Source organism: Kitasatospora sp. NPDC058478 (assembly GCF_042720345.1).
Classification (GTDB): domain Bacteria; phylum Actinomycetota; class Actinomycetes; order Streptomycetales; family Streptomycetaceae; genus Kitasatospora.
In genome coordinates, this window is the sequence record NZ_JBHXML010000024.1 from 56,135 (window position 1) to 80,902 (window position 24,768).

The window sequence follows — 24,768 nt, forward strand, 5'->3', positions numbered from 1 at the left end:
CCCGCCACGCGCGGGGGGGCCACCACTTCTCTGGCCATAGCCCAGTCGGGGGGTGTTTCTGTCCCCCCCCCGGGCGCCCCCCCCGCGGGGGGGGGCCCCCCCCACGCTCGTCTCCGGAGGCGGCTTTTGCACTGCGTACCGCTACCGGTACGGTCGGTCCCGCCGGGTGACGACCTCCCGGCGGGCGCACCCCGCGCACCCCGCGCACGCGCGGCACACCGGAAGGGTCAGCGATGGCGATCGCCAAGGCAGAGCGGCTGATGAATCTCGCCCTGTGCCTGATGAACACCAGACGTCCGCTCTCCAAGAAGGAGCTGCGGGAATCCATCGAGGCGTACCGCGAGGCCTGGCAGAACAGCAGCGAGGACGCCTTCAACCGGATGTTCGAGCGGGACAAGGACGACCTGCGCGAACTCGGCCTGGTGATCGACGTCGACGAGAGCGCCCTGGACGGCGAACTCGGCTACCTGGCCCGCGCCGACCGCAACCGGCTGCCCGAGATCGCGCTGGACGCCGAGGAGGCGGCCGCGCTGACCCTGGCCGCCCGGGTCTGGCAGCAGGCCAAGATGTCCGGCGCGGCCAGCGGCGCGCTGCAGAAGCTGCGCGCCGCCGGGGTGCCGTTCGCCGAGCCCGAGGGCCGGACCGCCCTGGAGCCGCGCATCCCCGCCCGGGAGGCCGCGTTCGAGCCGCTGCTCACCGCCGCCCGGGACCGCCGCCCGGTCGGCTTCGAGTACCGCAAGGCCGGCGCCGCCGCCGGCGAGCTGCGCACCGTCGAGCCGTGGGCGCTGGAGTGCTGGCGCGGGCACTGGTACCTGGCCGGGTGGGACCGCGACCGCGGCGACGCCCGGGTGTTCCGGCTCAGCCGGATCACCGGCAAGGTCCGGGCCAAGGCCGGCGCCTTCCTCGGCACCGTGCCCGAGCACGTCGACGTCCGCGCCACCGTCGCCAAGTTCGCGGGTGAGGGCGCCACCGCCACCGCCACCGTCCGGGTCCGCCGGGGAGCGGGCTTCCCGCTGCGCACCAAGGCGCTGAGCAGCGCGCGGGTGGACGACGGCTGGGACGAGCTGGAGATCCCGTACGGCAACGGGCTGGGCGCCGACCTCGCCGAGTTCGGGCCGGACGTGCTGGTGCTCGGGCCCGAGGAGCTGCGGGCCGACGTGATCGACCGGCTGCGGGCCGTGGCCGGGCTGGACGTGGTGAACGGAAGCGGAGGGGTTCAGGCGTGAGCAACGCGATCGACCAGACGCGGCGGATGCTGTCGCTGGTCACCTACCTGCGCGAGCGCCCCGGCGCCGAGGTGGCCGAGGTGGCCCGCGCGTTCGGGATCTCCGAGCGCGAGCTGATCGGGGACCTCAACGTGCTGCCGATGTGCGGCACCAGCTTCCGCGGCGGCGACCTGCTCGACATCGACACCGACGGCGAGCGGATCTGGTGGCACAACGTCGACGACGTGGCCCAGCCGCTGCGCCTCGCCGCCGACGAGGCCACCGCGCTGCTGGTCGCCGCCCGCGCGGTGGCCGGGCTGCCCGGCCTGCGGGCCGGCGACCGGGAGGCGCTCACCCGGGCCGTCGTCAAGATCGAGAACGCGGCGGGCGAGAGCGCCGCCGGCAGCGCCCGGGTCGGCGTGACCTTCGAGGCGGAGGGCCACGTGTTCGCCGACATCGACCGCGCGCTCAGCGAGGGGCGCCGCCTGTGGCTGCGCTACTACTCGCACGGGCGCGGCGGGATGACCGAGCGCGAGGTCGACCCGATCCGGCTGCTCACCGAGGGCCACACCTACCTCGAGGCCTGGTGCCGCACCTCCGAGGACCACCGGATGTTCCGGCTGGACCGGGTCGCCGAGATCCGGGTGCTGGACGTCCCCGCCGACCCGCCGCGACGCGAGCCGCGCGATCTGAGCGGCGGGCTGGTCAACCCGTCCGCGGACGACCCCGAGGTGGTCGTCGAGGTCTCCTCCGGCGGGCGCTGGGTGGCCGAGTACTACACCCACGACCGGGCCGAGGAACTGCCCGACGGCGGGCTGCGGATCACCCTGCGCAGCGCCGACCCCTCCCAGCTGCGCCCGCTGGCGCTGCGGCTGGGCCGGGACGGCCGGATCGTCTCGCCGCCCGGGCTGGCCGGGCAGGCCCGTGCGGCCGCCCTGGAGGCGCTGGCCGCGTACGGGGAGCAGACCGTTGCCGACGGGGAGGGGCGGGTCTGATCGGTGGAGCCCGGGACCAGATTCAAGGTGTACTGCTCCGAGTGCCGGGAGAAGGTCGAGCTCCCGGCGGAGGAGTTCCGGCTGACCCTCGGTCGCACCCCGGCCCAGGCGCACTACAGCTTCGGCTGCCCGCTCTGCGGGGCGGCGGTGCGCAAGCCGGCCGGGGAGAAGATCGTCGCGGCGCTCGTCGGGGCCGGGGTGCGCACCATGCGGCTCGTCCCGGCCGAGGGGTAGCGGGCGCTCTCCTGCGGACCCGGCCGGGGGGCCGGGCCCGATAGGGTGGGGCGCATGTCCTGGATGCTCGTCGCCGCCGTCCTGCTCGCCACCGCGGGCCTGCTGGTCCTCGGGGTGCTCGCGATCCGGCTCTGGCTGGACGTGCGGGCGCTGGCCAAGGGCGTGGGCGCGGCCTCGCGGGCGCTGGCCGAGGCGGCGGGGGAGCTGGCGGAGGCCGTACCGGGGCGGTAGGGCCGTCCGGTGGCCCGTCCGGTGGTGCCCGCCGGGTGAGGCCGTTCGGTGGTGCCCGTCCGGTTGTTCCCGTTCGGTAGCGCCTGTTCGGTAGCACAGGAGGGCCGTCGGTGGTACGGGGGCTGCTGCGGGGAGGCGGGGGCGGGTTACGCTCTCAGATGGCTCCTGCAGATGGCTCCTGAACTGCGAACCGGGGCCGCTGTCCTGTTCGGGCGGCCGTCGTCGTGGCGTCATCCGCAGCGGTTACCATCCGCGGCGGGGGGCCCGACGGGTCGCCATGAGTGAAGGTGGTCGCGCAATGCGCATCTCGATGACCGCGATCGTGGTGGTCGTGATTTTCGCCGTCCTGCTGTTCGGCGCCAAGCGGCTGCCCGACCTGGCTCGCTCGCTCGGGCAGTCGATGCGGATCCTGAAGAGCGAGACCAAGGCCATGCGCTCGGACGGCACCGAGGAGGACGCCGCCGCGACGCCGCCTCCGGCGCCCCGGGTCGACGGCGGTTCGGCGACGACCGCGGCCAGGACCATCCAGGCCGCTCCGGGCGCCTCGGGCACCGCCCGCCCGGTGGCCGAGCCCGCCGCCGGGCCGTCCGCGGCCGACGGCGACCGCCCGCACTGAGCGCGGCGCACGTGACGAACGCGACCACGGAGGCCCGTCGACCGGCGGGCCTCGACGCACGAGTTGAGGACCGGGGTTGAGCAAGCTCTCCAAGGCGTCGAAGGCGTCCAAGGATCCTGAGGGGCGGATGGCCCTCACCGACCACCTGCGGGAACTGCGCAACCGCGTGGTCAAGTCGGTCCTGGCGATCGTGGTGATCACCATCGTGGCGGCGATCTACCACAAGCAGATCGAAGACTTCCTGCTGGAGCCGCTGCCGCGCTGCACCGCGGAGACTGCCTCCCAGTTCAAGGGCAAGTGCGCCCAGGTCTCCAACATCGGTCTGACCGCCGGTTTCACCTGGATGCTCAAGGTGTCGCTGACGGCCGGTGTGGTCGCGACCGTGCCGATCTGGCTCTACCAGGTCTGGGCCTTCGTGGCGCCCGGTCTGCACCGGCACGAGAAGAAGTACGCCGTCATCTTCATGCTGTGCGGGGCGCCGCTCTTCCTGGCCGGTTCCGGCTGCGCCATCCTCGTGCTGCCGACCACCGTCGACGTGCTGATCTCGTTCACCCCGAACAACACCACGCCGATCCTGCCGCCCGAGGACTACCTCGACATCGCCACCCGGATGGTGCTGGTCTTCGGCCTGGCCTTCGAGTTCCCGCTGCTGCTGGTCATGATGAACATGGTCGGCATGGTCACCGGCAAGCGGCTGCTCGGCTGGTGGCGCGGCATGGTCATGGGCATCACGGTCTTCGCCGCCTTCGCCACCCCGAGCGCCGATCCGGTGAGCATGCTCACGCTGGCCGCGCCGATCTGGGCGCTGTACTTCCTCGCGGTGGGCATCGCGATCTTCAACGACAGGCGCAAGGAGCGCCGCAACCCCGACGCCGGACTGAGCGACGAGGAGGCCTCGGAGCTGGACCTCTCGGTGCAGCCGGTGGCCGGTACGGAGATGGTCCAGGCCTCGGCCGCGCCGACGGCCGGCGCCCCGGTGCCCGCCGCCCGTCACGAGCAGATCGACGACATCACCTGAGCCGGTAGCGCACCCTGAGGCCCCGGCCCGCCGCCCGACGCGGTGGGCCGGGGCCTTTTGGCTGCTCCGGCCCGGTGAGCCCGGCCTTTTGGCTGCTCCGGCCCGGTTCGGGATTCGGCGGGTGGTCTTGGCACGATGGATGGCATGTGACATATTACTGACGTGCTCAAGACCCAGAGACCTCCCCTGGATGTCGTCGTGGTCGGCGCCGGCGTGGTCGGCGCCGCCTGCGCCTACTACGCGGCCCGCGCCGGGCTCACCGTCGCCGTCGTCGACCGCGGACCGGTGGCCGGCGGCACCACCGGCGCCGGCGAGGGCAACCTGCTGGTCTCCGACAAGGAGCCCGGGCCCGAACTCGACCTCGCCCTGCTCAGCACCCGGCTCTGGCACGACCTCGCCGAACACCTCGGCGCGGCCGTCGAGTACGAGCCCAAGGGCGGCGTGGTGATCGCCTCCACCCCGGCCGGGCAGGACGCCCTGCGGGCCTTCGCCGTCGGCCAGGCCGCCGCCGGCGTCACCGCCGAGGAAGTCCCCGCCGAGCGGCTGCACGAGCTGGAGCCGCACCTCGCCCCCGGCCTCGCCGGCGGCTTCCACTACCCGCAGGACGCGCAGGTCCAGCCCGCCCTCGCCGCCGCCCACCTGCTGCGCGAGGCCCGCCGGATGGGCGCCGAGCTGATCACCGGCGAGACCGTGACCGCCGTGTACCGGGGGCCGGACGGCGCCGTGCGCGGAGTGCGCACCGACCGCCGCCGCCTCGACGCCCCCGCCGTCGTCAACGCGACCGGCACCTGGGGCGGCGAACTGGCCCGGCTGGCCGGGGTGCACCTGCCGGTGATGCCCCGCCGTGGCTTCGTCCTGGTCACCGAGCCGCTGCCGCGGATCGTCCGGCACAAGGTCTACGCCGCTGACTACGTCGCCGACGTCGCCAGCGGCTCGGCCGGGCTGCAGACCTCCGCCGTGGTCGAGGGCACCCCCGGCGGGCCCGTGCTGATCGGCGCCAGTCGCGAGCGGGTCGGCTTCGACCGCACCCTCTCCCAGGAGGTGCTGCGGCGGCTCGCCGCCCAGGCCGCGGCGCTCTTCCCGGTGCTCGCGGACGTCACCGTGATGCGCACCTACCGGGGCTTCCGCCCGTACCTGCCGGACCACCTGCCGGCCATCGGCGAGGACCCCAGGGCGCCCGGGCTCTACCACGCCTGCGGGCACGAGGGCGCCGGCATCGGGCTGGCCCCGGCGACCGGCCTGCTGATCAGCGAGCAGCTGACCGGCAAGCAGCCGGAACTGGACCTCGCGCCGTTCCGCCCGGACCGCTTCCCGGCGGACGCCGGGGCCTGAGCCCGGGGCTGCTGCCTGCCTGCCGACTGCCTCGCTCTGTCGATCGCCCTCGTTCGTCGACCAACCCCGGAACGGAGAAGCCGCCGATGCGCCGCACCCCCGCCGACCTGGTCCGGGCCGAACCCGGCCCCGCCCACCACATCGAGTTCGACGGCCGACCCGTCCCGGCCCTGCCCGGACAGTCGATCGCCGCCGCGCTCTGGGCCGACGGCGTGCTCGCCTGGCGCACCACCCGGGTCGGCGGCCGGCCGCGCGGGGTGTTCTGCGGCATCGGCGCCTGCTTCGACTGCCTGGCCACCGTCGACGGCCGCCCCAACCAGCGCACCTGCCTGCTCCCCGCCGAACCCGGCACCACCGTCACCACCCAGGAGGGCAACGGCCGTGCCGACCTCGCCGTCTGACCGGACCGCCGCCGAAGCGGCCCGACGCCCCGACCTCGCGGTGATCGGCGCCGGCCCGGCCGGGCTCGCGGCCGCCGTGACCGCCGCCGACCTCGGGCTGCGCTGCGTCCTGCTGGACGCCGGCCGCAGCACCGGCGGGCAGTACTACCGGCACCCCGCGCCCGGCCTCGGCGCCGCCCGCCCGGACCGGCTCCACCACGGCTGGTCCGTCTACACCGGACTGGCCGACCGGCTCGCCGCGCACGAGCGGGCCGGGCGGGTCCGCTTCCTCGGCGGCCACCAGGTGTGGGCGCTGGAGCGGACCGGCGACGGCTTCGCCGTGCACGTCACGCGCGGACCGGAGGCCACCGACCGGGCCACCGTCACGGCCGCGTCCGTGCTGCTCGCCACCGGTGCGTACGAGCGCCAGCTGCCCTTCCCCGGCTGGACCCTGCCCGGGGTGGTCACCGCGGGCGGCGCCCAGGCGATGCTCAAGGCCGGGCTGGTGCTGCCCGGGCGGCGGATCGTGGTGGCCGGCAGCGGGCCGCTGCTGCTCGCGGCGGCGTCCTCGCTGGTCACCGCCGGGGCCGAGGTGCCCGCGGTGGTCGAGGCCACCGACTACCTCGGCTACGCCCGGCGCCCCGGCGCCTTGGCGGCCGTCCCTGCCAAGCTCGTCGAGGGCGCCGGCCACGGGAGCACGCTGCTGCGGCACGGCGTGCGGCTGCGCCCGCGCAGTGCCGTCGTCGAGGCGCACGGGACCGAGCGGGTCACCGCCGTCACGGTGGCCCGGCTGGACGCCGACTGGCGGCTGGTGCCCGGCACCGAACGCCGGATCGCCTGCGACGCCGTCGCCGTGGGCCACGGGCTGCTGCCGCAGATCGACCTGGCCACCGAACTGGGCGCGGCCACCAGGACCGCCCCGGACGGCGCGGCCGGGCTCCAGGTCGACGCCCGGCTGCGCACCACCGTGCCCGGCCTCTGGTCGGCGGGGGAGACCAACGGCGTCGGCGGCGCGGACCTCGCGATCGTGGAGGGCGAACTGGCCGCGCACGCCGTGGCCGACCGGCTGCCGAAGCCCGCACTGCTGCGCCGCCGGGCCCGGCTGCGGAACTTCGCCGACCTGATGGCCGCGGCCCACCGGCCCGGCCCCGGCTGGACCGGCTGGCTGCGCCCGGACACCGACGTCTGCCGGTGCGAGGAGGTGCCGGTCTCGGCGATCCGGGAGGCCGTGGACGAGCTGGGTGCGGGCGATCCGCGCACCGTCAAGCTGCTCACCCGGGCCGGGATGGGCTGGTGCCAGGGCCGGATGTGCGGTCCGGCCGTGGCCTGCCTGGCCGGCTCGGGTGAGCCGGGGCCGGACCGGCGGCCGCTGGCCTGCCCGGTGCCGCTGTCGCAGCTGGCGGCCGGGCCAGCCGGGCCGTCCGGGTCGTCCGGGTCGTTCGGGTCGTTCGGCGAGGCCGGCGACACGCCTTAGGGCATGTTGCGGGCCGGGGACTCTTGTCTCCGGCCCGCCTCCTCTAATAAAATGTCACACCTCACCAAGGAGCTCATCGTGTCCAACACCCCACACGACACCGCCCGGCCCTGGCGCGGCATCATGGTCGCCACCACGATCCCGCTGCGCCCGGACCTCTCCGTCGACTACGACGCGTACGCCGAGCACGTCCGCTGGCTGATCGAGTCCGGCTGCGACGGCGTCGTCCCCAACGGCTCGCTGGGCGAGTACCAGACGCTCACCGCCGAGGAGCGCGCCCGCGTCGTCGAGGTGGCCGTCGAGGCGGCCGGCGACGGCTCCCGGGTGATGCCCGGCGTGGCCGCCTACGGCAGCGCCGAGTCCCGCCGCTGGGCCGAGCAGGCCGCCGAGGCAGGCGCCGGCTCCGTGCTCCTGCTGCCGCCGAACGCCTTCCGGGCCGACCACGCGTCCGTCCGGGCGCACTACGCCGACGTGGCCAAGGCCGGACTGCCCGTCGTCGCGTACAACAACCCGATCGACACCAAGGTCGACCTCGTCCCCGCGCTGCTCGCCCAACTGCACGGCGAGGGCTCGATCGTCGCGGTCAAGGAGTTCAGCGGCGACGTCCGCCGGGCCTACGAGATCGCCGAGCTGGCCCCCGGGCTGGACCTGCTGATCGGCGCCGACGACGTGCTGCTGGAACTGGCGCTGGCCGGCGCGGTCGGCTGGATCGCCGGCTACCCGAACGCCCTGCCGGAGGCCAGCGTCGCGCTGTACCGGGCCGCCGTGGCGCACGAGCTGGACACCGCGCTGCCGCTGTACAAGTCGCTGCACTCGCTGCTGCGCTGGGACTCCAAGACCGAGTTCGTCCAGGCCATCAAGCTGTCCATGGACATCGCCGGGCGCCCCGGCGGCCCCGTCCGCCCGCCGCGCCAGCCGCTGACCCCGGACATCGAGGCGGCCGTCCGCGCGGCCACCGAGAAGGCGCTGGCCGAGGGCCTGGCCTAACCGGGAGACTTCGTCACCAGGGCCGGCTGAGGGGGCAGCCGGCCCGGCCCCACCCACCCGATCCGGCGTACGGTCACCACCTCCGTACGCCCACTCCGACGGGAGTCGTCAGAGCCATGCGCAGCCGTCACGTGTTCCACGCCGTCGACTCGCACACCGAGGGCATGCCGACCCGGGTCATCACCGGCGGCTTCGGCGTCATCCCCGGCGCCACCATGGCCGAGCGCCGGGTGCACTTCCAGCAGCACCTGGACCACTTCCGCACCCTGCTGATGTACGAGCCGCGCGGCCACGCTGCGATGAGCGGCGCCATCCTCCAGCCGCCGACCCGGCCCGACGCCGACTTCGGCGTGCTCTACATCGAGGTCTCCGGCCTGCTGCCGATGTGCGGCCACGGCACCATCGGCGTCGCCACCGTGCTGGTCGAGACCGGCATGGTGCCGGTGGTCGAGCCGGTCACCACGGTGCGGCTGGACACGCCCGCCGGACTGGTGATCGCCGAGGTGCGGGTCGAGGACGGCGCCGCCACCGCGGTGACCATCCGCAACGTGCCGTCCTACTCGGCCGCGCTGGACGCCAAGATCGAGGTGCCCGGGTACGGCACGATCGGCTACGACCTGGCGTACGGCGGCAACTTCTACGCCATCCTGCCGCTCGCCGAGTTCGGGCTGCCCTTCGAGCGCGAGCGCAAGCAGGACATCCTGGAGGCCGGACTGGCCCTGATGGCCGCCATCAACGCGAGCCCCGACCGCCCGGTGCACCCGGAGGACCCGTCCATCCACGGCTGCCACCACGTCCAGCTGCTCGCCCCCGGCTCCACCGCCGAACACTCCCGGCACGCGATGGCCATCCACCCCGGCTGGTTCGACCGCTCGCCCTGCGGCACCGGCACCTCGGCCCGGATGGCGCAGCTGCACGCGCGCGGCGAACTGCCGCTGGGGCGGGACTTCCGCAACGACTCCTTCATCGGGACGACCTTCATCGGGCGCCTGGTCGAGGAGACCGAGGTGGCCGGGCGGCCAGCCGTGGTGCCCACCGTCACCGGGCGGGCCTGGGTCACCGGCACCGCCCAGTACTTCCTCGACCCGCGTGACCCGTTCCCGGCCGGGTTCCTGCTGTAGAGCTGTCTGAAGCGGTTTGAAGCTGTTTGAAGCCGTTTGAAAGAGGAGCCGGCCTCGGGGGAGGGGCCCGCTCAGACGTCCGCTGAACCACCTTCGAAGGGCTGCTGGTCGTGACCATCACCTCGTACAACCCCGCCGACCCCGCGGACCTCGTCGTCGCCGTCGAGGAACCCGGCGCCGAAGCCGTCCGGGCCGCCGTCGCCCGGGCCCGGGCCGCCCAGCCCGGCTGGCTCGCGGCCGGCGCGGGCGCCCGGTCGGCGGCGCTCGGCCGGATCGCCGAAGCGGTCGAGGCGCACGCGGACGAACTGGCCGGGCTGATCGTGCGCGAGGTCGGCAAGCCGCTCGCCGAGGCACGCGGCGAAGTCGCCCGCACCGCGGCGATCTGGCGCTACTACGCGCAGGCGCCGTTCGCGCCGTCCGGGGCGGTGCACGAGACCGCCGCCGGGCCCGGGCTGCTGCTCACCCGGCGCCGCCCGTACGGCGTCGCCGGGCTGATCGCGCCGTGGAACTTCCCGCTGGCGATCCCCACCTGGAAGGCCGCGCCGGCGCTGGCGGTCGGCAACACCGCAGTGCTCAAGCCGGCGCCCGAGGCGACCGCCTGCGCGCTGCGGCTGGCCGAACTGGCCGCCGGGGCCGGGCTGCCGGAGGACGTGTTCACCGTGCTGCCGGGCGGCGCCGAGGAAGGCGCGGCGCTGGTCGACACGGCCGACGTGGTCTCCTTCACCGGCTCGACCGGCGTCGGCCGGGCCGTGGTGCGGGCCGCCACCGAGCGCGGCGTCCCGGTGCAGGCCGAACTCGGCGGGCTGAACGCCGCGCTGGTGCTGCCGGACGCCGACCTCGCGCAGGCCGCCGCCCACCTCGCCGCCGCCATTGCCGGGTACGCGGGGCAGAAGTGCACCGCCACCAGCCGGGTGATCGCGGTCGGCGCCGCGTACGAGCCGCTGCGCGACGCCCTGGTCAAGGCGCTGGAACTGGTCGACGACACGGCCTGCGGGCCGGTCATCAACGCCGCCGCCCGGGACCGGCTGACGGCCGCCGTCGACTCGGCCGTCGCCGCCGGGGCCACCCTGCTCACCGGCGGCCGGGCACCCGAGCGGGACGGCTGGTACCTCGAACCGGCCCTGCTCACCGACGTGCCGGCCGAACACCCGCTGGCCCGCGAGGAGTTCTTCGGACCGATCGCGCTGCTGCACGCCGCCGCCGACCTCGACGAGGCGATCGCGCTCGCCAACGACACCCCGCACAGCCTCTCCACCTCCGTGCACACCCGCAGCCTGGACGTGGCGCTCGCCGCCGCCGACCGGCTGGACGCGGGCATGATCCGGGTCAACGCGCCGTCCAGCGGCGTCGACTTCCACCTGCCGTTCGGCGGCGCCAAGGGCGCCGCCCACGGCGAGCGCGAACAGGGCCAGGCGGCGCTGGACTTCTACACCGTCAGCCGCACGGTCAGCCTGCTGCCGGGCGGGGGCGCCTGATGCTCGTCCGCACCGTCGACTACCACGCGGCCGGTGAGCCGTTCCGGATCGTGCTGGACGGCGTGCCCGCGATCCCCGGCGACAGCGTCGCCGAACGGCGGGCCATCGCACTCGGCGCCGGCGGCAGCGCGACCGCGCCCCGGCCGAGCGCGCTGGACGACGCCCGGCAGCTGCTCAGCCGCGAACCGCGCGGCCACGCCGGGATGTACGGCGGGTTCCTGGTGCCGCCGGACGACGACGAGGCGCACTTCGGGGTGCTGTTCTGGCACAAGGACGGCTACTCGACGGCCTGCGGGCACGGCACCATCGCGCTCGGCGCCTGGGCGGTGGACTCCGGGCGGGTCGCGGCCCCCGCCGACGGCGTGGCCCGGGTGCGGATCGACGTGCCGTCCGGCCGGGTCACCGCGCTGGTGCACCGGGCCGGCGGGCGGACCACCGGCGTCACCTTCCGCAACGTGCCCACCCGGGTCGCCGCCCTGAAGTTGCCGCTGGCCACTTCGCGGGGCACCGTGGAGGTCGCGGTGGCGCACGCGGGCGCCTGCTACGCCTCCGTGCCGGCGGCCGCCCTCGGCCTCGCGGTCGAGCCCGCGCAGCTGCCCGAACTCACCGCCGCCGGGCGGGAGATCAGGGAGCTGCTGGCCGGCGCGGCGGCGGTGGCGCACCCGAGCGACCCGCTGCTGTCGGGCGTGTACGGGGTCATCCTGTTCGACGAACTCGTCTCGGAGGACGGCGTGTTGAACCAACGGAACGTCACCGTCTTCGCGGACGGGCAGATCGACCGCTCGCCCTGCGGCTCCGGGACCTCCGCCCGGCTCGCCGTCCTCGCCGCCGAGGGCCGGCTCGCGCCGGGGGAGGAACTGCGGCACGAGTCCGTCATCGGGACGGTCTTCACCGGCCGCGTCCTGCCCGGCGGCGACCCGCTGGACGGCGGCGTCGTCACCGAGGTGACCGGCAGCGCCCACCGTACCGGCGAGCACGCGTTCGTCCTGGAACCGGACGACGACCTGGGGGCGGGGTTCCTGCTGTGACCGCTCCTGCGAATCCGCCTGCGGACCCTGCTGCGCCGCCTCATGCGTCGTCTCATGTGCCGCCTCTTGTGCCGCCCGGTACGGCGGCTGAGCCGCTCCAGTACGCCGTGCCGGGCGTTGGCGGGGTCGGGCCCGCGGCCGCGGTGGCGGCGATCGAGCGGGTGCTGCTCGACGGGTTCGACCCGGAGCCGGCACCGGCCCGCTCGGCCGTCCCCGTCCCGGCCGGCGAACTGCTGATGATGCCGGCCGCCGCCGGCCCGTACGCCGGGGTGAAGATCGCCGGGGTCGCGCCCGCCAACCCCGGCCGGGGCCTGCCCCGGATCACCGGCAGCTACCTGCTGCTCGACGGGCCCACCCTGCAGCCGCTCGCCCTGCTCGACGGCGCCGCGCTCACCGCGCTGCGCACACCCGCCGTCACCGCCGTCGCGCTGCGCCGGCTGGCCGCGCCGGACGCCGAACACCTGGTGCTGTTCGGCTCCGGGCCGCAGGCGTACGGGCACCTGGACGCGCTGCTGGCCGTCCGACCGCTGACCAGGCTCACCGTGGTGGCGCGGGACGCCGGACGGGCCGGGGCCCTCGCCGCGTACGGGCGCGGCCTCGGGCTGGCGGCCGGGGTCGGCGGGCCGGAGGCCGTCGCCGAAGCGGACCTGGTGGTCTGCTGCACCACCGCGCGCACGCCGCTGTTCGACGGCGCCCTGGTGCCCGAGCACGCCGCCGTCGCGGCCGTCGGCTCGCACGAGCCCGACGCGCGGGAGGTGGACGAGGTGCTGGTCGGGCGGGCCGAACTGTACGTGGAGGCGCGGACGGTGGCGGCGCGCGAGGCCGGCGACCTGATCATGGCGGGGGTGGCCGGCCGGCAGGTGTGGAACCTGGCCGAGCTGGTGCGCGGCGACGCGTTGGTGCCGGCGGGGCGGCCGCGGTTCTTCAAGAGCGTCGGCATGGCGTGGGAGGACCTGGCGGTCGCGGCGGAGGTGTACCGGCGGGGGTAGGCGCCGGGCGCTCCCGGCTGCCAGGGTCGGCGCGGCCGGAGGGCAGGTGTCCGAATCACGAAATGTTGCGCACTCAACGTAACGTGACATTGTACGCTGGTGTTCTGCACCCACCCGGAGGAACACCATGGCCGACCTCAAACCCCGCACCCTGATCTCCGTGCAGGAGCGGCTTCGCGACCAGGTCGCCCACGCGCTCCGGGCGGCCCTGATCTCCGGCGAACTGCGCCCCGGCGTCGTCTACTCCGCACCCGCGCTCGCCGCCGACTTCGGCGTCTCCGCCACCCCCGTCCGCGAGGCCATGCTCGACCTCGCCCGCGAAGGCCTCGTCGAGGCCGTCCGCAACAAGGGCTTCCGGGTCACCGAGCTCACCGAGCGTGACCTCGACGACTACACCGAGATCCGCGCCCTGATCGAGGTCCCCACCGTCGGCCGGGTGACGCGCACGGCGACCAAGGAGCAGTTGGAGCGGCTGCGCCCGCAGGCCGAGGAGATCGTCGCGGCCGCGCGCAAGCACGACCTCATCGGGTACCTGGAGGCCGACCGGCAGTTCCACCTGGACCTGCTGGGGCTGGCCGGCAACGCCCGGCTGGTCGACGTCGTCAGCGACCTGCGGAAGCGCTCGCGGCTGTACGGCCTCAACCGGCTCGACGAGCGCGGCGAGCTGACCTCCTCGGCGGAGGAGCACCTGGAACTGCTCGACCTCATGCTGGCCGGCGACGCCGAGGCGGCCGAGGCCTGCATGACCCGCCACCTCAGCCACGTCCGCTCGCTGTGGGCGGGGCAGGACGAGGCGGCGGAGGAGGCCCGCCCGGCGCTGAAGCTGCGGGCGCGGTAGGGGCAGCCGGGGCTAAACCGCCCGTTCGGGTGAAGACTGGGGATCGGGCGGCGGAATGTGTTCGCGCCCTACGATGATGTTCTCGACATCGGCAGCCAGGAGGAAATCCATGTCCGCCGCAGCAGTGGAAGAGCCCATCGAGCAGCCGACGCTGCTCGAAGTCGCCGAGCTGATCTCCAACCAGTTCGCCGGGCACCGGGTCGAGATCGTCGGGAGCCAGATCACCGTGACGCCGCCTCCGAATGCTTCGCACGGCAAGTCGCTGAGTCGCCTCATGCGTGCGCTGTTCGCCGCCGGCCTCGACGGGGATGAGGTCGACGTCATTCAGGGCGTTGGCATCTGGCTGCCGGATGGGCCGTCGGACTACGCCGTTCCCGACCTGGCGATCGTCGATGCCGACATCGATGACCACTTGATCGAGTACAACTGTTACGACCCGGCGGTCTTCCGGCTCGTGTTGGAGGTCACGTCGTCCAACATCAGCGACGACCTGAAGCGGAAGCCCTTCGTCTATGCCGCCGCTGGAGTACCCGTCTACGTGATCGTGGACCGGACGAACCAGCGGGTCATGGTGCTCACTGACCCACAGGAGGGCGAGTACCGCGTGCACGCCGTCCACCATCCGGGGCAGTCGTTCACCCTGCCGGAGTCGATCGGGGCGTCGGTGACGCTGTCGGTGGACGACGTGCTGGCGGCGAAGAAGTAGCTCAGGCCGCTGCCGGCACTGTCAGGCGGCCGTCGTGGACTTCGGCGATCTGGTCGACGGCCGTCAGGTGGGTGCGGTCGTGGGTGACCAGGACGGTGGCGGTGGCGCGGCGGTGGGTGAGGTCGGTGATGAGGTCGAGGACGGCGGCGCCGCGTTCGTGGTCGAGGGCGCTGGTGGGTTCGTCGATCAGCAGGACGGTGGGGTCGTTCATCAGCGCGCGGGCGATGTTGACGCGCTGGCGCTGACCGCCGGAGAGCTGGTGCGGGCGGCGGGCGGCCTGGTCGCGCAGGCCGACGGCGGCCAGCAGGTCCAGGGCCCGGGGGAGGGCGGTGCGCGGGGAGCGGCCGTCCAGGTGGGCCATCACCTGGAGCTGTTCGACGGCGGTGAGCGAGGGCAGCAGGTTGGCCTGCTGGAAGACGATGCCGATCCGGGTGCGGCGTAGCGCGGTCAGTTCGGCGCGGCCGAGGCCGGTGGTGTCGGTGCCGTCCACCACGACCTGGCCGGTGTCCGGGGTGATCAGGGTGGCGGCGACCGCCAGCAGGCTGGACTTGCCGGAGCCGGACGGGCCGACGACGGCCGTGATCGAGCCCTTGGGGACGGTCAGCGACACGTCGTCCAGCGCCGTGAGCCGGCCGTCGCCGTCCGGGTAGGTGAGGGTGATGCGGTCGAGGGTCAGGCTCATCGGGCACTCCCCAGGGCGGTCAGCGGGTCGACGGAGGTGATCCGGCGGATGGACAGGGCGGCGCCGACCGCGCCGAGCGCGATCATGACGGCGGCGGGCAGCAGCAGGGTCGGGGCGTCGAGGACGAAGGGGACGGCGGAGCCGATCAGCGCGCCGGCGCCCAGGGCGAGTGCGGTGCCGGCGGCGGTGCCGAGCACCAGCAGCAGGACGGCCTGGCCGAGGGCGTCGCGCAGCAGGTAGCGGGTGGAGGCGCCGAGGGCCTTGAGTACCGCGACGTCGCCGCTGCGCTGGATCGTCCAGACGGTGAAGAAGGCGCCGATCACCAGGGCCGAGATGGCGAACAGGAAGCCGCGCATCAGCTGGAGCGAGCCGTTCTCGGAGGTGTAGGAGCCGATCGCGGCGAGGGCGTCGTCGCGGGTGCGGGTCTCGGTGCCGTGGCGGGCGTCGGCGCCGTGCAGGTCGGCGCCCTTGGCGGTGGTGAGCGCGATGACGGTCGCGTGGCCGGCGCCGCCGGGGGCGGCCTGCTGCCAGTCGGTGAGGCTGGTCCAGATCACCGGGGTGTGGCTGTACGCGGCGTCGCCGTCGACGGCCGCGACCCGGAGGCGGTGGCCGGCCAGGGTGAGGTCGGCGCCGGGGGCGAGGTCGCCCAGGTTCTTGGCGGCGGTCTTCGACAGGACGGCCTGGCCGGGGGCGATCCGGGCGCCCTGCGGGGCCAGCGCGGAGCCGTCCGGGACGCCGAAGGCGGACAGCGCGGTGGTGCGGGTGCCGGCGGCGGCCTTGGTGGTGGTGATGCCCAGGGGCTGGGCGGAGGTGACGCCCGGCTCGGCTGACCAGGCCTGCCACTGCTCGGGGGTGACCTGGGAGTCGGTGAAGGAGAGCTTCTGCCCATCGGCGGGCTCACCGAACACCAGGTGGTCGGCGGGCAGGCCGGTGATCGCGGAGATGTTCTGCCGGCCGAGTCCGGCGGTCAGTCCGGACAGCAGACCGACCAGTACGGTGATCAGCACGATGACGGTCCCCATCAGGGCGAACCGCCCCTTGGCGAACCCCAGATCCCTCCAGGCGACGAACACGGTGGGCCTTCCTGCTGAACGAGTGCTTCCGACGCTTCCACCGTCCCGGAGAAGGGGCCCCGCGGGCATCGCACCGCGGATTGCATCCTCGGCATCAAAGGGCAGAAGCGGAGTTCAACCTTTTGATTGATGCCGGGGCCCGGTCCGGAACCTAGGCTGGACGGATGGCGACCGAACGATCCCGCACCACCCCCGTCGCCCGCGTCCTCCAGGTCTGCCTGCACCTGCTCGTGGCGGGCCTGCTCGCCCTGGCCGTCGCCCGCGCCGCCGTCGGCCGGGACGGCGACCCGCTGCCCGTCGCCGCCGCGGCCACCGCGATGGCCGCCGTGTACGCCGTCGGCCCCCGGCTGGCCGCCGTCCGCCGCTCGCGCCGGGCCGCCGCGCTGTGGCTGGCGCTGCTCGGCGTCACCTGGGTGGGCGTGCTGATCGCCACCCAGGACGGGGTGTGGCTGGCGTTCCCGCTGTACTTCCTGGAACTGCACCTGCTCGGGCGGCGCGGCGGCCTCGCCGCCGTCGGGCTGACCGCCGCCACCGCCATCGCCGCCTGGTCCTGGCACCAGCACACCTTCAGCCTGCCCGCCGCGATCGGACCCGCGCTCGGCGCGGCCGTCGCCACCGCCACCGTGCTCGGCTACCAGGCGCTGTACCGGGAGAGCGAGGAGCGCCGCCGGCTGATCGACGAACTCACCGCCGCCCGCGCCGACGCCGCGGCCGCCCACCACACCGCCGGGGTGCTCGCCGAACGCGAGCGCCTCGCCCGGGAGATCCACGACACCCTCGCGCAGAGCCTCAGCTCCATCCAGCTGCTGCTGCGGGCCGCCCAGCGGGCCCTGCCGGAACGCACCGAGGCCGCCTCCGGGTACGTCGAGCAGGCCCGGCAGGCCGCCCAGGACAACCTGGACGAGGCCCGGCGGTTCGTCCGCGCGCTCACCCCGCCCGCGCTCGACGGCGACCCGCTGCCGGTCGCGCTGGAACGGCTGTGCGCCACCACGGCGGCGCACAGCGGCCTGCCGGTGAAACTGCACGTCTCCGGGGACCCGGTACGGCTGCCGGTGCCGCAGGAGGTCGCGCTGCTGCGGATCGCGCAGTCCGCGCTCGGCAACACCGTCCGGCACGCGCACGCCTCGCACGCCGAGGTGACGCTCAGCTACATGGAGGGCGAGGTGGCGCTGGACGTGTTCGACGACGGGGCCGGATTCGACCCGGTGGCGGTCGCCGGGCGCAGCGGAGGGGACGGCGGGTTCGGGCTGCCGTCGATGCGGGCCCGGGCGCGGGCGCTCGGCGGCACCTTCACGGTGGAGTCGGCGCCCGGCGGGGGCACGGCGCTCGCGGTGCAGCTGCCGGTGACGGAGGTCGGGGAGTGAACGGGCGGAGTGACGACGGGCGGAACGAGGGAGGCCGGGGCGTGAACGAGCACAGTGACGGCGGGCGCGGGAGCGGCGCGGTGATCCGGCTGCTGCTGGCGGACGACCACCCGGTGGTGCGGGCCGGGCTGCGGGCCGTCCTGGAGGGCGAGCCGGACTTCACCATCGCCGCCGAGGCCGCGACCGCCGAACGGGCCGTCGAACTGGCCGCGGCGGGCGGGGTCGACGTGGTGCTGATGGACCTCCAGTTCGGGCCCGGCTCGGCCATGAACGGCGCCCAGGCGACCGCCGCGATCACCGCCCGGCCGGGCGCGCCCCGGGTCCTCGTCGTCACCACCTACGAAACCGACGCCGACACCCTGCCCGCGCTGGAGGCCGGCGCCACCGGCTACCTGCTCAAGGACGCCCCGCCGGAGGAACTGGCCCAGGCCGTCCGGGCGGCCGCCGCGGGCCGCTCGGCGCTGGCGCCGAGCGTCGCCGACCGGCTGCTGGAGCGGATGCGGACGCCGTCGGCGGCGCTCAGCGCGCGGGAGACCGAGGTGCTGGGGCTGGTCGCGGACGGGCTGACCAACCAGCAGATCAGCCAGCGGCTGCACCTGAGCCAGGCCACGGTGAAGTCCCATCTGGTGCACGTCTACACCAAGTTGGCGGTGGACTCGCGGACGGCGGCGGTGCGGGCGGCGCGCGGGCGGGGGCTGATCCGCTGAGCGTAGGGTGGGCCGGGTCCGAACCGTTGCCCGGAGTGGAGGACCCTGATGGCCGTGCGTCTCGATGAACTTTCCGTGCCGGTGATCGGCGCGCCGATGGCGGGCGGGGCGTCCACCCCGGAGCTGGTGGCGGCGGTGAACCGGGCCGGCGGGCTGGGGTTCCTCGCCGCCGGGTACCGGAGCGCCGCCGCGATGGCCGAACAGGTCGCGCTGGTCAGGGAGTTGACCGGTGGGCCGTTCGGCGTGAACCTGTTCGTCCCGGCCCCGCCCGGCGATCCGGCGGCCGTCGCCACCTACCGGGAGCGGCTGCGGCCCGAGGCCGAGCGGTGGGGCGTGGCGCTGCCCGAGGAGATCGGGCCGGACCGGGACGACTGGGAGGCCAAGCTCGCCGTGCTGCTGGCGGACCCGGCCCCGGTGGTCTCGTACACCTTCGGCCTGCCGACGCCGCAGGAGGCGGCGGCGGTCCGCGCGGCCGGGTCGTTCCAGGTCGGCACCGTCACCACGCCCGCGGAGGCGCGGGCGGCGGAGGCGGTCGGGATGGACGCGCTGTGCGTGCAGGGCCCGGAGGCCGGCGGGCACCGCGCCACCCACCGGATCGGGGACGAGCCCGGCGACGTCCCGCTGCTGGAGCTGTTGCCCGCCGTCCGGGCGGTGACGGCGCTGCCGCTGATCGCGGCCGGCGGGCTGGGCGACGGACCGGCGGTGGCGGCGGCGCTGCGGGCCGGGGCGGCGGCGGTGCAGCTGGGGACGGCCCTGCTGCGCGCCGACGAGTCCGGCACCTCGGCCGCGCACCGGGCGGCGCTCACCGAACTCCCGGAGACGGCCGTCACCCGGGCCTTCACCGGCCGCCCGGCCCGCGGTCTGCGCAACGCCTTCATCGACCGCCACGGCCCGTACGCCCCGCCCGCCTACCCCGAGGTGCATCACCTCACCCAGCCGCTGCGCGCCGCCGCGTCCCGCCGCGCCGACCTCCGGTCCATGCACCTCTGGGCCGGCACCGCCCACCGGAAGACCCGCACGGGCCCGGCGGCGGACCTGATCGCGGAGCTGTGGCGGTCCGCGCGGGGGTAGTGCGCCCGGCGCGCGCGAGGTCGGGGCGTGTTGTCCCTCGCAGGGGTGGATTAGGTCGGAAAGCGCGCGGTAACGTATAAGGGACAACTTAATTTTGCCCCATGTGGGAGATCACACTAGTTGGTCCGGTGAACGACTGGTTCCTGGACATCTGCGTCAAGGATCCGGACACCGCCAACCAGATTGCTGACGCGGTCACGCTGCTCGCCCGGAGAGGGCCGCTGCTCAGGCGCCCGATGGTCGACAGGATCCAGGGGAGCAAACTGCACAACCTCAAGGAACTCAGGCCCGGCTCGGCCGGGCAGTCCGAGATTCGGATGCTCTTCGTCTTCGACGCCGAGCGGGAGGCGATCATCCTGGTCGCCGGCGACAAGAACGGGGAGTGGTCCCGGTGGTACGACGTCAACATCCCGCTGGCAGAGGCCCGCTATGAGCAGTACGTCAACGAGAAGGACGAGGGAGCGCGCGCATGAAAGGCCGTAGTTGGACCGAGGTGTGGGCCGAGGCGCAGCGTCTCAACCCCGCGTTGGCGACGCCGGAGGCGGAGGCTGAGCGGGCGCGGATCCGGCAGGAGACGCTGGCGCGGATCCGTGGGTACGAACTGGCCGAGCTGCGGAAGGCGGCCGGGCTGACGCAGAAGGAGGTGGCCGCGCTGATGGGGGTGAGTCAGGCGCGGGTGTCGCAGATCGAGCACGGGCAGGTGGACAGCCTGGACAACCTGAGGGCGTACGCCGCCGCGATCGGCGGGGAGGTCGAGGTGGCCGTCCGACAGGGGGAGCGGACGATCAAGGTGGCTTGATCGTCCGCCCGGTTCGCACGGTTCAATCCAGCAGGCTCGCCATCCAGGATTCGATGGCGGGGGCGGTGCGGGGGAGGGCGTGGGACATGAGGTGGGCGCCGTCGGGGGTGATGACGAGGTCGTCCTCGATGCGGATGCCGAGGCCGCGGAGTTCGAGGGGGAGGGTTTCGTCGTCGGGCTGGAGGTAGAGGCCGGGTTCGACGGTGAGGACCATGCCGGCTTCCAGGGTGCCGTCGAGGTAGCGGTCGGCGCGGGCCCTGGCGCAGTCGTGGTAGTCGAGGCCGAGCATGTGGCCGCTGCCGCAGAGGGTGTAGCGGCGGTGGAGGCCGTTGTCCTCGGCGAGGGACTGTTCGGCGGGGATGCGCAGGACGCCCCAGTCGGCGAGGCCTTCGGCGATGACCCGCATGGCGGCGTTGTGGAAGTCGCGGAAGCGGGCGCCGGGCCGTAGCGCGGCGATGCCGGCGCTCTGGGCGGCGAGGACGAGGTCGTAGGCCTGCCGTTGGACGGGGGTGAAGGTGCCGCTGAGCGGGAGGGTGCGGGTGATGTCGGCGGCGTAGAGGGTGTCGGTTTCGACGCCGGCGTCCAGCAGGAGCAGGGAGTTCGGGTCGAGGGCGCCGTCGTTGCGGATCCAGTGCAGGACGCAGGCGTGGGCGCCGGAGGCGGCGATGGTGGTGTAGCTGGTGCCGTTGCCCTCGGCGCGGGCGCGCAGGTCGAAGACGCCCTCGATCCAGCGTTCGCCGCGGGGGTGGCGCAGGGCGGTGGGCAGGGCGCGGACGACGTCCTGGAAGCCGGTGACGGTGTGGTCGACGGCGAGTTGTAGCTGGCCGATCTCCCAGGTGTCCTTGACCAGACGCAACTCGGCGAGGACGGCGTCGAGTTCGCCGTCCCGTGCGGTGTGGGCGCCGGGGCGTCCGGTGCTTTCGTCGACGAGGGGGTCGGTGCCGGCGAGGACGAGGGTGGGCGGCTGGGGGCCGGTGAGGAGTTTGTCGAGGTCGTCGAGGTGTTCGGTGCGCAGTCCGGTGAGCGCGGCGGCTTCGGCGAGGTCGGGGCGGCGGCCGACCCAGAACTCGCCGTAGCGGCGGTCGCGGTAGAACTCGGCGCCGGTGGCGTGCCCCCCGCGGGGGGAGCGGGGGCGCAGGTACAGGACCGGCTCGTGGCCGTGGGGGCCGGTCGGTTCGAGGACGAGGACGTGGTCGGCCTGGTCCTCGCCGGTGAGGCCGGTGAGCCAGGCGTAGGCGCTGTGCGGGCGGAAGCGGTGGTCGAGGTCGTTGCAGCGGACCTTGAGCCGGCCGGCGGGGACGATCAGCCGTTCGCCGGGGAAGGCGGCGGAGAGGCGGGCGTGGCGGCCGGGGAGGCGGTCGTGGCCGGGGGCGCGCTGGTCGGCGGGGAGGGGGGTGGCGGCCCAGCGGGTGCCCATGAAGGCGTCGAGGGCGGGGGAGACGGGGAGGTCGTGGCTCCCGGTGTTGAGGCCGGTCTGGCGGTGGGTCACCGGTGAACTCCTAGGAGGGGCGGGGGTGGTGTGGCCCGGACACAGCTCGGTAACGGGAGGCGTCACCTCTTGTGCAGTGCAATTTCACATTACTATGTTACGGGTCACACCGCGGAGCGGCCAGACCTCGAAGGTCGCCTCCCGGTCGGGTCCCGGATCACCTCCCGGGGCGGACCACGGGCTTCACGGCAGGCCCCCCACAGCGGAGTTGCACATGACCAGGCGCACCCACGCCGCCCTCGCGGCGGCCCTCGCGGCGACCCTCACCCTCGGCCTCGGGGCCTGCAAGAACGACAAGAGCGACAGCGGCGCCGACGCGGCGGCTGGCAGCACCAAGGGCCCGGGGGCGGCGTCCGGTTCGATCGTCGGCGGCACCCCGGTCAAGGGCGGCACCCTCACCGTCCTGTCCAACCAGGACTTCGCCCACCTCGACCCGGCCCGCAACTGGACCATGCCGAACATGGACTTCGGCATCCGGCTGCTCTACCGCACCCTGGTCACCTTCAAGGCCGAGCCGGGCGCCGCCGGCAGCGAGCTCGTCCCCGACCTCGCCACCGACCTCGGCCGCTCCTCCGACGGCGGGAAGACCTGGACCTTCACCCTCAAGGACGGCGTCAAGTACGAGGACGGGACGCCGATCAAGTCCGCCGACGTCAAGTACAACGTCGAGCGCTCCTTCGCCCCGGACCTCACCGGCGGCCCCGACTACGCCCAGCAGTACCTGGCCGGCGGCGAGAACTACAAGGGCCCGCTGAACGGCGAGCACCTGGCCAGCATCGAGACCCCGGACGAGAAGACCGTCGTCTTCCACCTGAAGCGCCCGGTCGCCGAGTTCTCCTCCACCGCGACGCTGCCGACCTTCGCCCCGGTGCCGCAAGCCCAGGACAAGGGCACCCAGTACGACCTGCGCCCGTTCTCCTCCGGCCCGTACAAGATCGAGACCTACGACCGCGGCAAGCAGCTGACGCTGGTCCGCAACACCAACTGGGACCAGTCCACCGACCCCGTCCGCAAGGCCTACCCGGACAGGATCGTCGTCGTCGAGGGGCTCAAGGCCGGTCAGATCGACGACCGGATCATCGCGAGCGAGGGCGAGGACGCCTCCACGATCGAGTGGGCGACGCTGCGCCCGGAGTCCATCTCCAAGGTGCTGCCCAAGCCGGACGTGAAATCCCGGCTGATCGCCGAGCAGCAGGGCTGCACCGACATGCTCTACCCCAACACCTCCAAGGCGCCGTTCGACGACCCCAAGGTGCGCGAGGCCCTGATGTACGCGGTGGACCGGGACGCCCAGGTCACGGCGTTCGGCGGCCCGGCGACGGCCGACGTGGCCACCTCCTACCTGCCGCCCGCGCTGACCGGCGGCACCAAGCAGGACACCCTGAAGATCGCCCCGACCGGCGACCCGGAGAAGGCCAAGCAACTGCTCAAGGACGCCGGCAAGACCGACCTCAAGGTCTCGCTGACCGTCTCCTCCGGTGACAAGACCCGGGCCGAGGCGCTCCAGCAGTCGCTGGCCAAGGTCGGCATCCAGGTCACCATCACCACCGCCGACCCGTCGGTCTACTACGACACCATCGGCGACACCAAGAACGCGCCCGACCTCGCCATCCTCGGCTGGTGCCCGGACTACCCGTCGGGTGCCACCTTCCTGCCCCAGGTCTTCGACGGCCGCACCATCAAGGAGAAGGGCAACCAGGGCAACGTCGAGCAGTTCCGCGACCAGGCCACCTCGGACCGGATCGACCAGATCAACGCGATGGGCGACGTCACCGAGGCCGACAAGGCCTGGATGCAGCTCAGTGACGACCTGCTGAAGAAGGCGCCCACCGTGCCGCTGCTCTGGCTGCGCCGCCCGCTGCTGGCCGGCACCAACGTGGCCGGCGCCTTCGGCCACCCGGTCTGGACCGGCCAGTGGGACTTCGCCACCATCGGCCTCAAGGACCCCTCGAAGAGCAAGGGCTGAGGGGCCGTCCGCGATGAGCACACGCACTGAGCCCGCCGCCGCGCCGGTCGCGGCGGCGGGCCCCGCGAAGGCCGCCGGCCGCGGGCCGTGGCGGCTGGTCTGGGACCAGCTGTGGGCCAGGGGCTCGGCCCGCTTCGGCCTGGTCACGGTCGCCCTGCTGATCCTGCTGACCGCCCTGGCCGGACCGCTGAGCGCGCTCGGCGGCTGGACCCCCGACGAGTTCGACAAACGCGCGATCGACCCTTACCTCGGCGGCCTGCCGATCGGCGACTTCGGCGGGATCGGCACCCGGCACTGGCTGGGCGTCGAACCCGCGACCGGGCGCGACCTGTTCGCCCGGGTCCTGCACGGCGGCCAGACCTCGCTGCTGATCGCGTTCACCGCCACCGTGCTGGTCGTGGTCGCCGGCACCCTGACCGGCATCGCCGCCGGCTACTTCGGCGGCCGCACCGACGCCGTGCTCTCCCGGCTGATGGACCTCACCATGTCCTTCCCGTCCCTGATCTTCATGATCTCGATGATGTCGGTGGCCAAGGACGTCAACCGGATCCTGCTGATGACCCTGGTGATCGGCCTGTTCGGCTGGCCCGGCATCGCCCGCGTCGTCCGCGGCCAGACCCTCTCGCTCAAGCACCGCGAGTACGTCGACGCGGCCAAGGTCGGCGGCGCCCGCTCCTGGCGGATCCTCACCCGGGAGATCCTGCCGAACGTCTCCGGGCCGATCATCGCCTACACCACGCTGCTCGTCCCCGGCATGATCGCCACCGAGGCCGCGCTCAGCTACCTCGGCGTGGGCGTGCGCCCGCCGACCCCGTCCTGGGGCCAGATGATCGCCGAGAGCATCGTCCACTACGAGACCGACCCGACGTACTTCCTGATCCCGACGGTCTTCCTGTTCCTCGCCGTGCTCGCCTTCACCCTGCTCGGCGACGCGCTGCGCGACATCCTCGACCCCCGAGGAGGCCGGTCGTGATCCTCTCCCCCGACC

Annotated in this window: 26 protein-coding genes; 23 read left to right on the plus strand and 3 right to left on the minus strand. The window is 74.1% G+C overall.

All coding sequences use genetic code 11. The features are described from left to right. Nucleotides 1-233 precede the first annotated feature (233 nt). The 16 genes from ACFWPT_RS15580 (at nucleotide 234) to ACFWPT_RS15655 (ending at nucleotide 14,629) form a co-directional block, all read left to right on the plus strand. The gene (locus ACFWPT_RS15580; RefSeq protein WP_063346908.1) at nucleotides 234-1,226 is read left to right on the plus strand and encodes a YafY family protein; all 993 of its coding nucleotides are present in this window, start codon (nucleotides 234-236) and stop codon (nucleotides 1,224-1,226) included. 26 nt (nucleotides 1,227-1,252) lie between these two features. Beyond that, nucleotides 1,253-2,200, plus strand: coding sequence for a WYL domain-containing protein (locus ACFWPT_RS15585; protein WP_350878052.1), 948 nt, complete (start codon nucleotides 1,253-1,255; stop codon nucleotides 2,198-2,200). A gap of 3 nt (nucleotides 2,201-2,203) precedes the next feature. Further along, a complete protein-coding gene (locus ACFWPT_RS15590; RefSeq protein WP_063346907.1) occupies nucleotides 2,204-2,434 on the plus strand; it encodes a hypothetical protein in 231 nt (76 codons plus the stop codon). Nucleotides 2,435-2,488: 54 nt separating this feature from the next. Beyond that, nucleotides 2,489-2,665: a hypothetical protein gene (locus ACFWPT_RS15595; RefSeq protein WP_380482191.1), complete on the plus strand. Its 177-nt coding sequence runs from the start codon at nucleotides 2,489-2,491 to the stop codon at nucleotides 2,663-2,665. A gap of 298 nt (nucleotides 2,666-2,963) precedes the next feature. Next, complete coding sequence (gene tatA / locus ACFWPT_RS15600) at nucleotides 2,964-3,281, plus strand: Sec-independent protein translocase subunit TatA (RefSeq protein ID WP_380482193.1); 318 nt, start codon at nucleotides 2,964-2,966, stop codon at nucleotides 3,279-3,281. Between the two features lie 127 nt (nucleotides 3,282-3,408). Then, nucleotides 3,409-4,299 (plus strand): twin-arginine translocase subunit TatC, encoded by an 891-nt coding sequence (tatC, locus tag ACFWPT_RS15605; RefSeq protein WP_380482243.1) that lies wholly within the window; start codon nucleotides 3,409-3,411, stop codon nucleotides 4,297-4,299. Between the two features lie 162 nt (nucleotides 4,300-4,461). Further along, nucleotides 4,462-5,631 (plus strand): NAD(P)/FAD-dependent oxidoreductase, encoded by a 1,170-nt coding sequence (locus tag ACFWPT_RS15610; RefSeq protein ID WP_380482195.1) that lies wholly within the window; start codon nucleotides 4,462-4,464, stop codon nucleotides 5,629-5,631. 86 nt (nucleotides 5,632-5,717) lie between these two features. Then, entirely contained in the window at nucleotides 5,718-6,032 is a 315-nt protein-coding gene (locus tag ACFWPT_RS15615; RefSeq protein WP_063346903.1) for a (2Fe-2S)-binding protein, read from the plus strand. Further along, nucleotides 6,013-7,485, plus strand: a complete 1,473-nt coding sequence (locus tag ACFWPT_RS15620) for an NAD(P)/FAD-dependent oxidoreductase (protein ID WP_380482197.1) — start codon at nucleotides 6,013-6,015, stop codon at nucleotides 7,483-7,485. The genes ACFWPT_RS15615 and ACFWPT_RS15620 overlap by 20 nt, the downstream gene beginning before the upstream one ends. Nucleotides 7,486-7,608: 123 nt before the next feature. Further along, nucleotides 7,609-8,472, plus strand: coding sequence for a dihydrodipicolinate synthase family protein (locus ACFWPT_RS15625; protein ID WP_380345070.1), 864 nt, complete (start codon nucleotides 7,609-7,611; stop codon nucleotides 8,470-8,472). Nucleotides 8,473-8,588: 116 nt separating this feature from the next. Beyond that, nucleotides 8,589-9,593, plus strand: a complete 1,005-nt coding sequence (locus ACFWPT_RS15630) for a proline racemase family protein (protein WP_063346900.1) — start codon at nucleotides 8,589-8,591, stop codon at nucleotides 9,591-9,593. A 104-nt stretch (nucleotides 9,594-9,697) separates the two neighbouring features. Further along, complete coding sequence (locus ACFWPT_RS15635) at nucleotides 9,698-11,068, plus strand: aldehyde dehydrogenase (protein WP_244293592.1); 1,371 nt, start codon at nucleotides 9,698-9,700, stop codon at nucleotides 11,066-11,068. Further along, nucleotides 11,068-12,096, plus strand: coding sequence for a proline racemase family protein (locus ACFWPT_RS15640; protein WP_363377959.1), 1,029 nt, complete (start codon nucleotides 11,068-11,070; stop codon nucleotides 12,094-12,096). Before ACFWPT_RS15635 ends, ACFWPT_RS15640 begins: the two co-directional genes overlap by 1 nt. 107 nt (nucleotides 12,097-12,203) lie before the next feature. Continuing rightward, nucleotides 12,204-13,085, plus strand: coding sequence for an ornithine cyclodeaminase family protein (locus ACFWPT_RS15645; RefSeq protein WP_380482199.1), 882 nt, complete (start codon nucleotides 12,204-12,206; stop codon nucleotides 13,083-13,085). A 127-nt stretch (nucleotides 13,086-13,212) separates the two neighbouring features. After that, nucleotides 13,213-13,923, plus strand: a complete 711-nt coding sequence (locus tag ACFWPT_RS15650; protein WP_063346897.1) for a GntR family transcriptional regulator — start codon at nucleotides 13,213-13,215, stop codon at nucleotides 13,921-13,923. A 109-nt stretch (nucleotides 13,924-14,032) separates the two neighbouring features. Continuing rightward, the gene (locus ACFWPT_RS15655) at nucleotides 14,033-14,629 is read left to right on the plus strand and encodes a Uma2 family endonuclease (RefSeq protein ID WP_380345042.1); all 597 of its coding nucleotides are present in this window, start codon (nucleotides 14,033-14,035) and stop codon (nucleotides 14,627-14,629) included. Between the two features lies 1 nt (nucleotide 14,630). Here ACFWPT_RS15655 and ACFWPT_RS15660 read toward each other — a convergent pair whose 3' ends face one another. Beyond that, nucleotides 14,631-15,311: an ABC transporter ATP-binding protein gene (locus ACFWPT_RS15660; RefSeq protein WP_380482201.1), complete on the minus strand. Its 681-nt coding sequence runs from the start codon at nucleotides 15,309-15,311 to the stop codon at nucleotides 14,631-14,633. Continuing rightward, on the minus strand, nucleotides 15,308-16,384 hold the full coding sequence (locus ACFWPT_RS15665; RefSeq protein ID WP_380482203.1) for an ABC transporter permease: 1,077 nt from the start codon (nucleotides 16,382-16,384) through the stop codon (nucleotides 15,308-15,310). The genes ACFWPT_RS15660 and ACFWPT_RS15665 overlap by 4 nt, the downstream gene beginning before the upstream one ends. A gap of 164 nt (nucleotides 16,385-16,548) precedes the next feature. Between ACFWPT_RS15665 and ACFWPT_RS15670 the strand changes: the two genes are divergently transcribed. From ACFWPT_RS15670 to ACFWPT_RS15690, 5 genes are all read left to right on the plus strand, one after another. Continuing rightward, complete coding sequence (locus tag ACFWPT_RS15670) at nucleotides 16,549-17,748, plus strand: sensor histidine kinase (RefSeq protein ID WP_380482205.1); 1,200 nt, start codon at nucleotides 16,549-16,551, stop codon at nucleotides 17,746-17,748. Between the two features lie 41 nt (nucleotides 17,749-17,789). Beyond that, complete coding sequence (locus tag ACFWPT_RS15675) at nucleotides 17,790-18,455, plus strand: response regulator (RefSeq protein ID WP_380482207.1); 666 nt, start codon at nucleotides 17,790-17,792, stop codon at nucleotides 18,453-18,455. A 48-nt stretch (nucleotides 18,456-18,503) separates the two neighbouring features. Beyond that, entirely contained in the window at nucleotides 18,504-19,526 is a 1,023-nt protein-coding gene (locus tag ACFWPT_RS15680) for a nitronate monooxygenase (RefSeq protein WP_380482209.1), read from the plus strand. A 128-nt stretch (nucleotides 19,527-19,654) separates the two neighbouring features. Further along, nucleotides 19,655-19,999 (plus strand): type II toxin-antitoxin system RelE/ParE family toxin, encoded by a 345-nt coding sequence (locus tag ACFWPT_RS15685; RefSeq protein ID WP_380482211.1) that lies wholly within the window; start codon nucleotides 19,655-19,657, stop codon nucleotides 19,997-19,999. Then, nucleotides 19,996-20,325 (plus strand): helix-turn-helix domain-containing protein, encoded by a 330-nt coding sequence (locus tag ACFWPT_RS15690; protein WP_363377942.1) that lies wholly within the window; start codon nucleotides 19,996-19,998, stop codon nucleotides 20,323-20,325. Before ACFWPT_RS15685 ends, ACFWPT_RS15690 begins: the two co-directional genes overlap by 4 nt. A 22-nt stretch (nucleotides 20,326-20,347) precedes the next feature. Here the strand turns inward: ACFWPT_RS15690 and ACFWPT_RS15695 are convergent, their stop codons facing one another. Next, entirely contained in the window at nucleotides 20,348-21,814 is a 1,467-nt protein-coding gene (locus ACFWPT_RS15695; protein ID WP_380482214.1) for an aminopeptidase P family protein, read from the minus strand. A 214-nt stretch (nucleotides 21,815-22,028) separates the two neighbouring features. Between ACFWPT_RS15695 and ACFWPT_RS15700 the strand changes: the two genes are divergently transcribed. Continuing rightward, on the plus strand, nucleotides 22,029-23,780 hold the full coding sequence (locus tag ACFWPT_RS15700) for an ABC transporter substrate-binding protein (RefSeq protein WP_380482215.1): 1,752 nt from the start codon (nucleotides 22,029-22,031) through the stop codon (nucleotides 23,778-23,780). 13 nt (nucleotides 23,781-23,793) lie between these two features. After that, nucleotides 23,794-24,753 carry an ABC transporter permease gene (locus ACFWPT_RS15705; RefSeq protein ID WP_380376163.1) on the plus strand — a complete coding sequence of 320 codons (960 nt, stop codon included), beginning with the start codon at nucleotides 23,794-23,796 and terminating at the stop codon, nucleotides 24,751-24,753. Nucleotides 24,754-24,768: the final 15 nt, after the last annotated feature.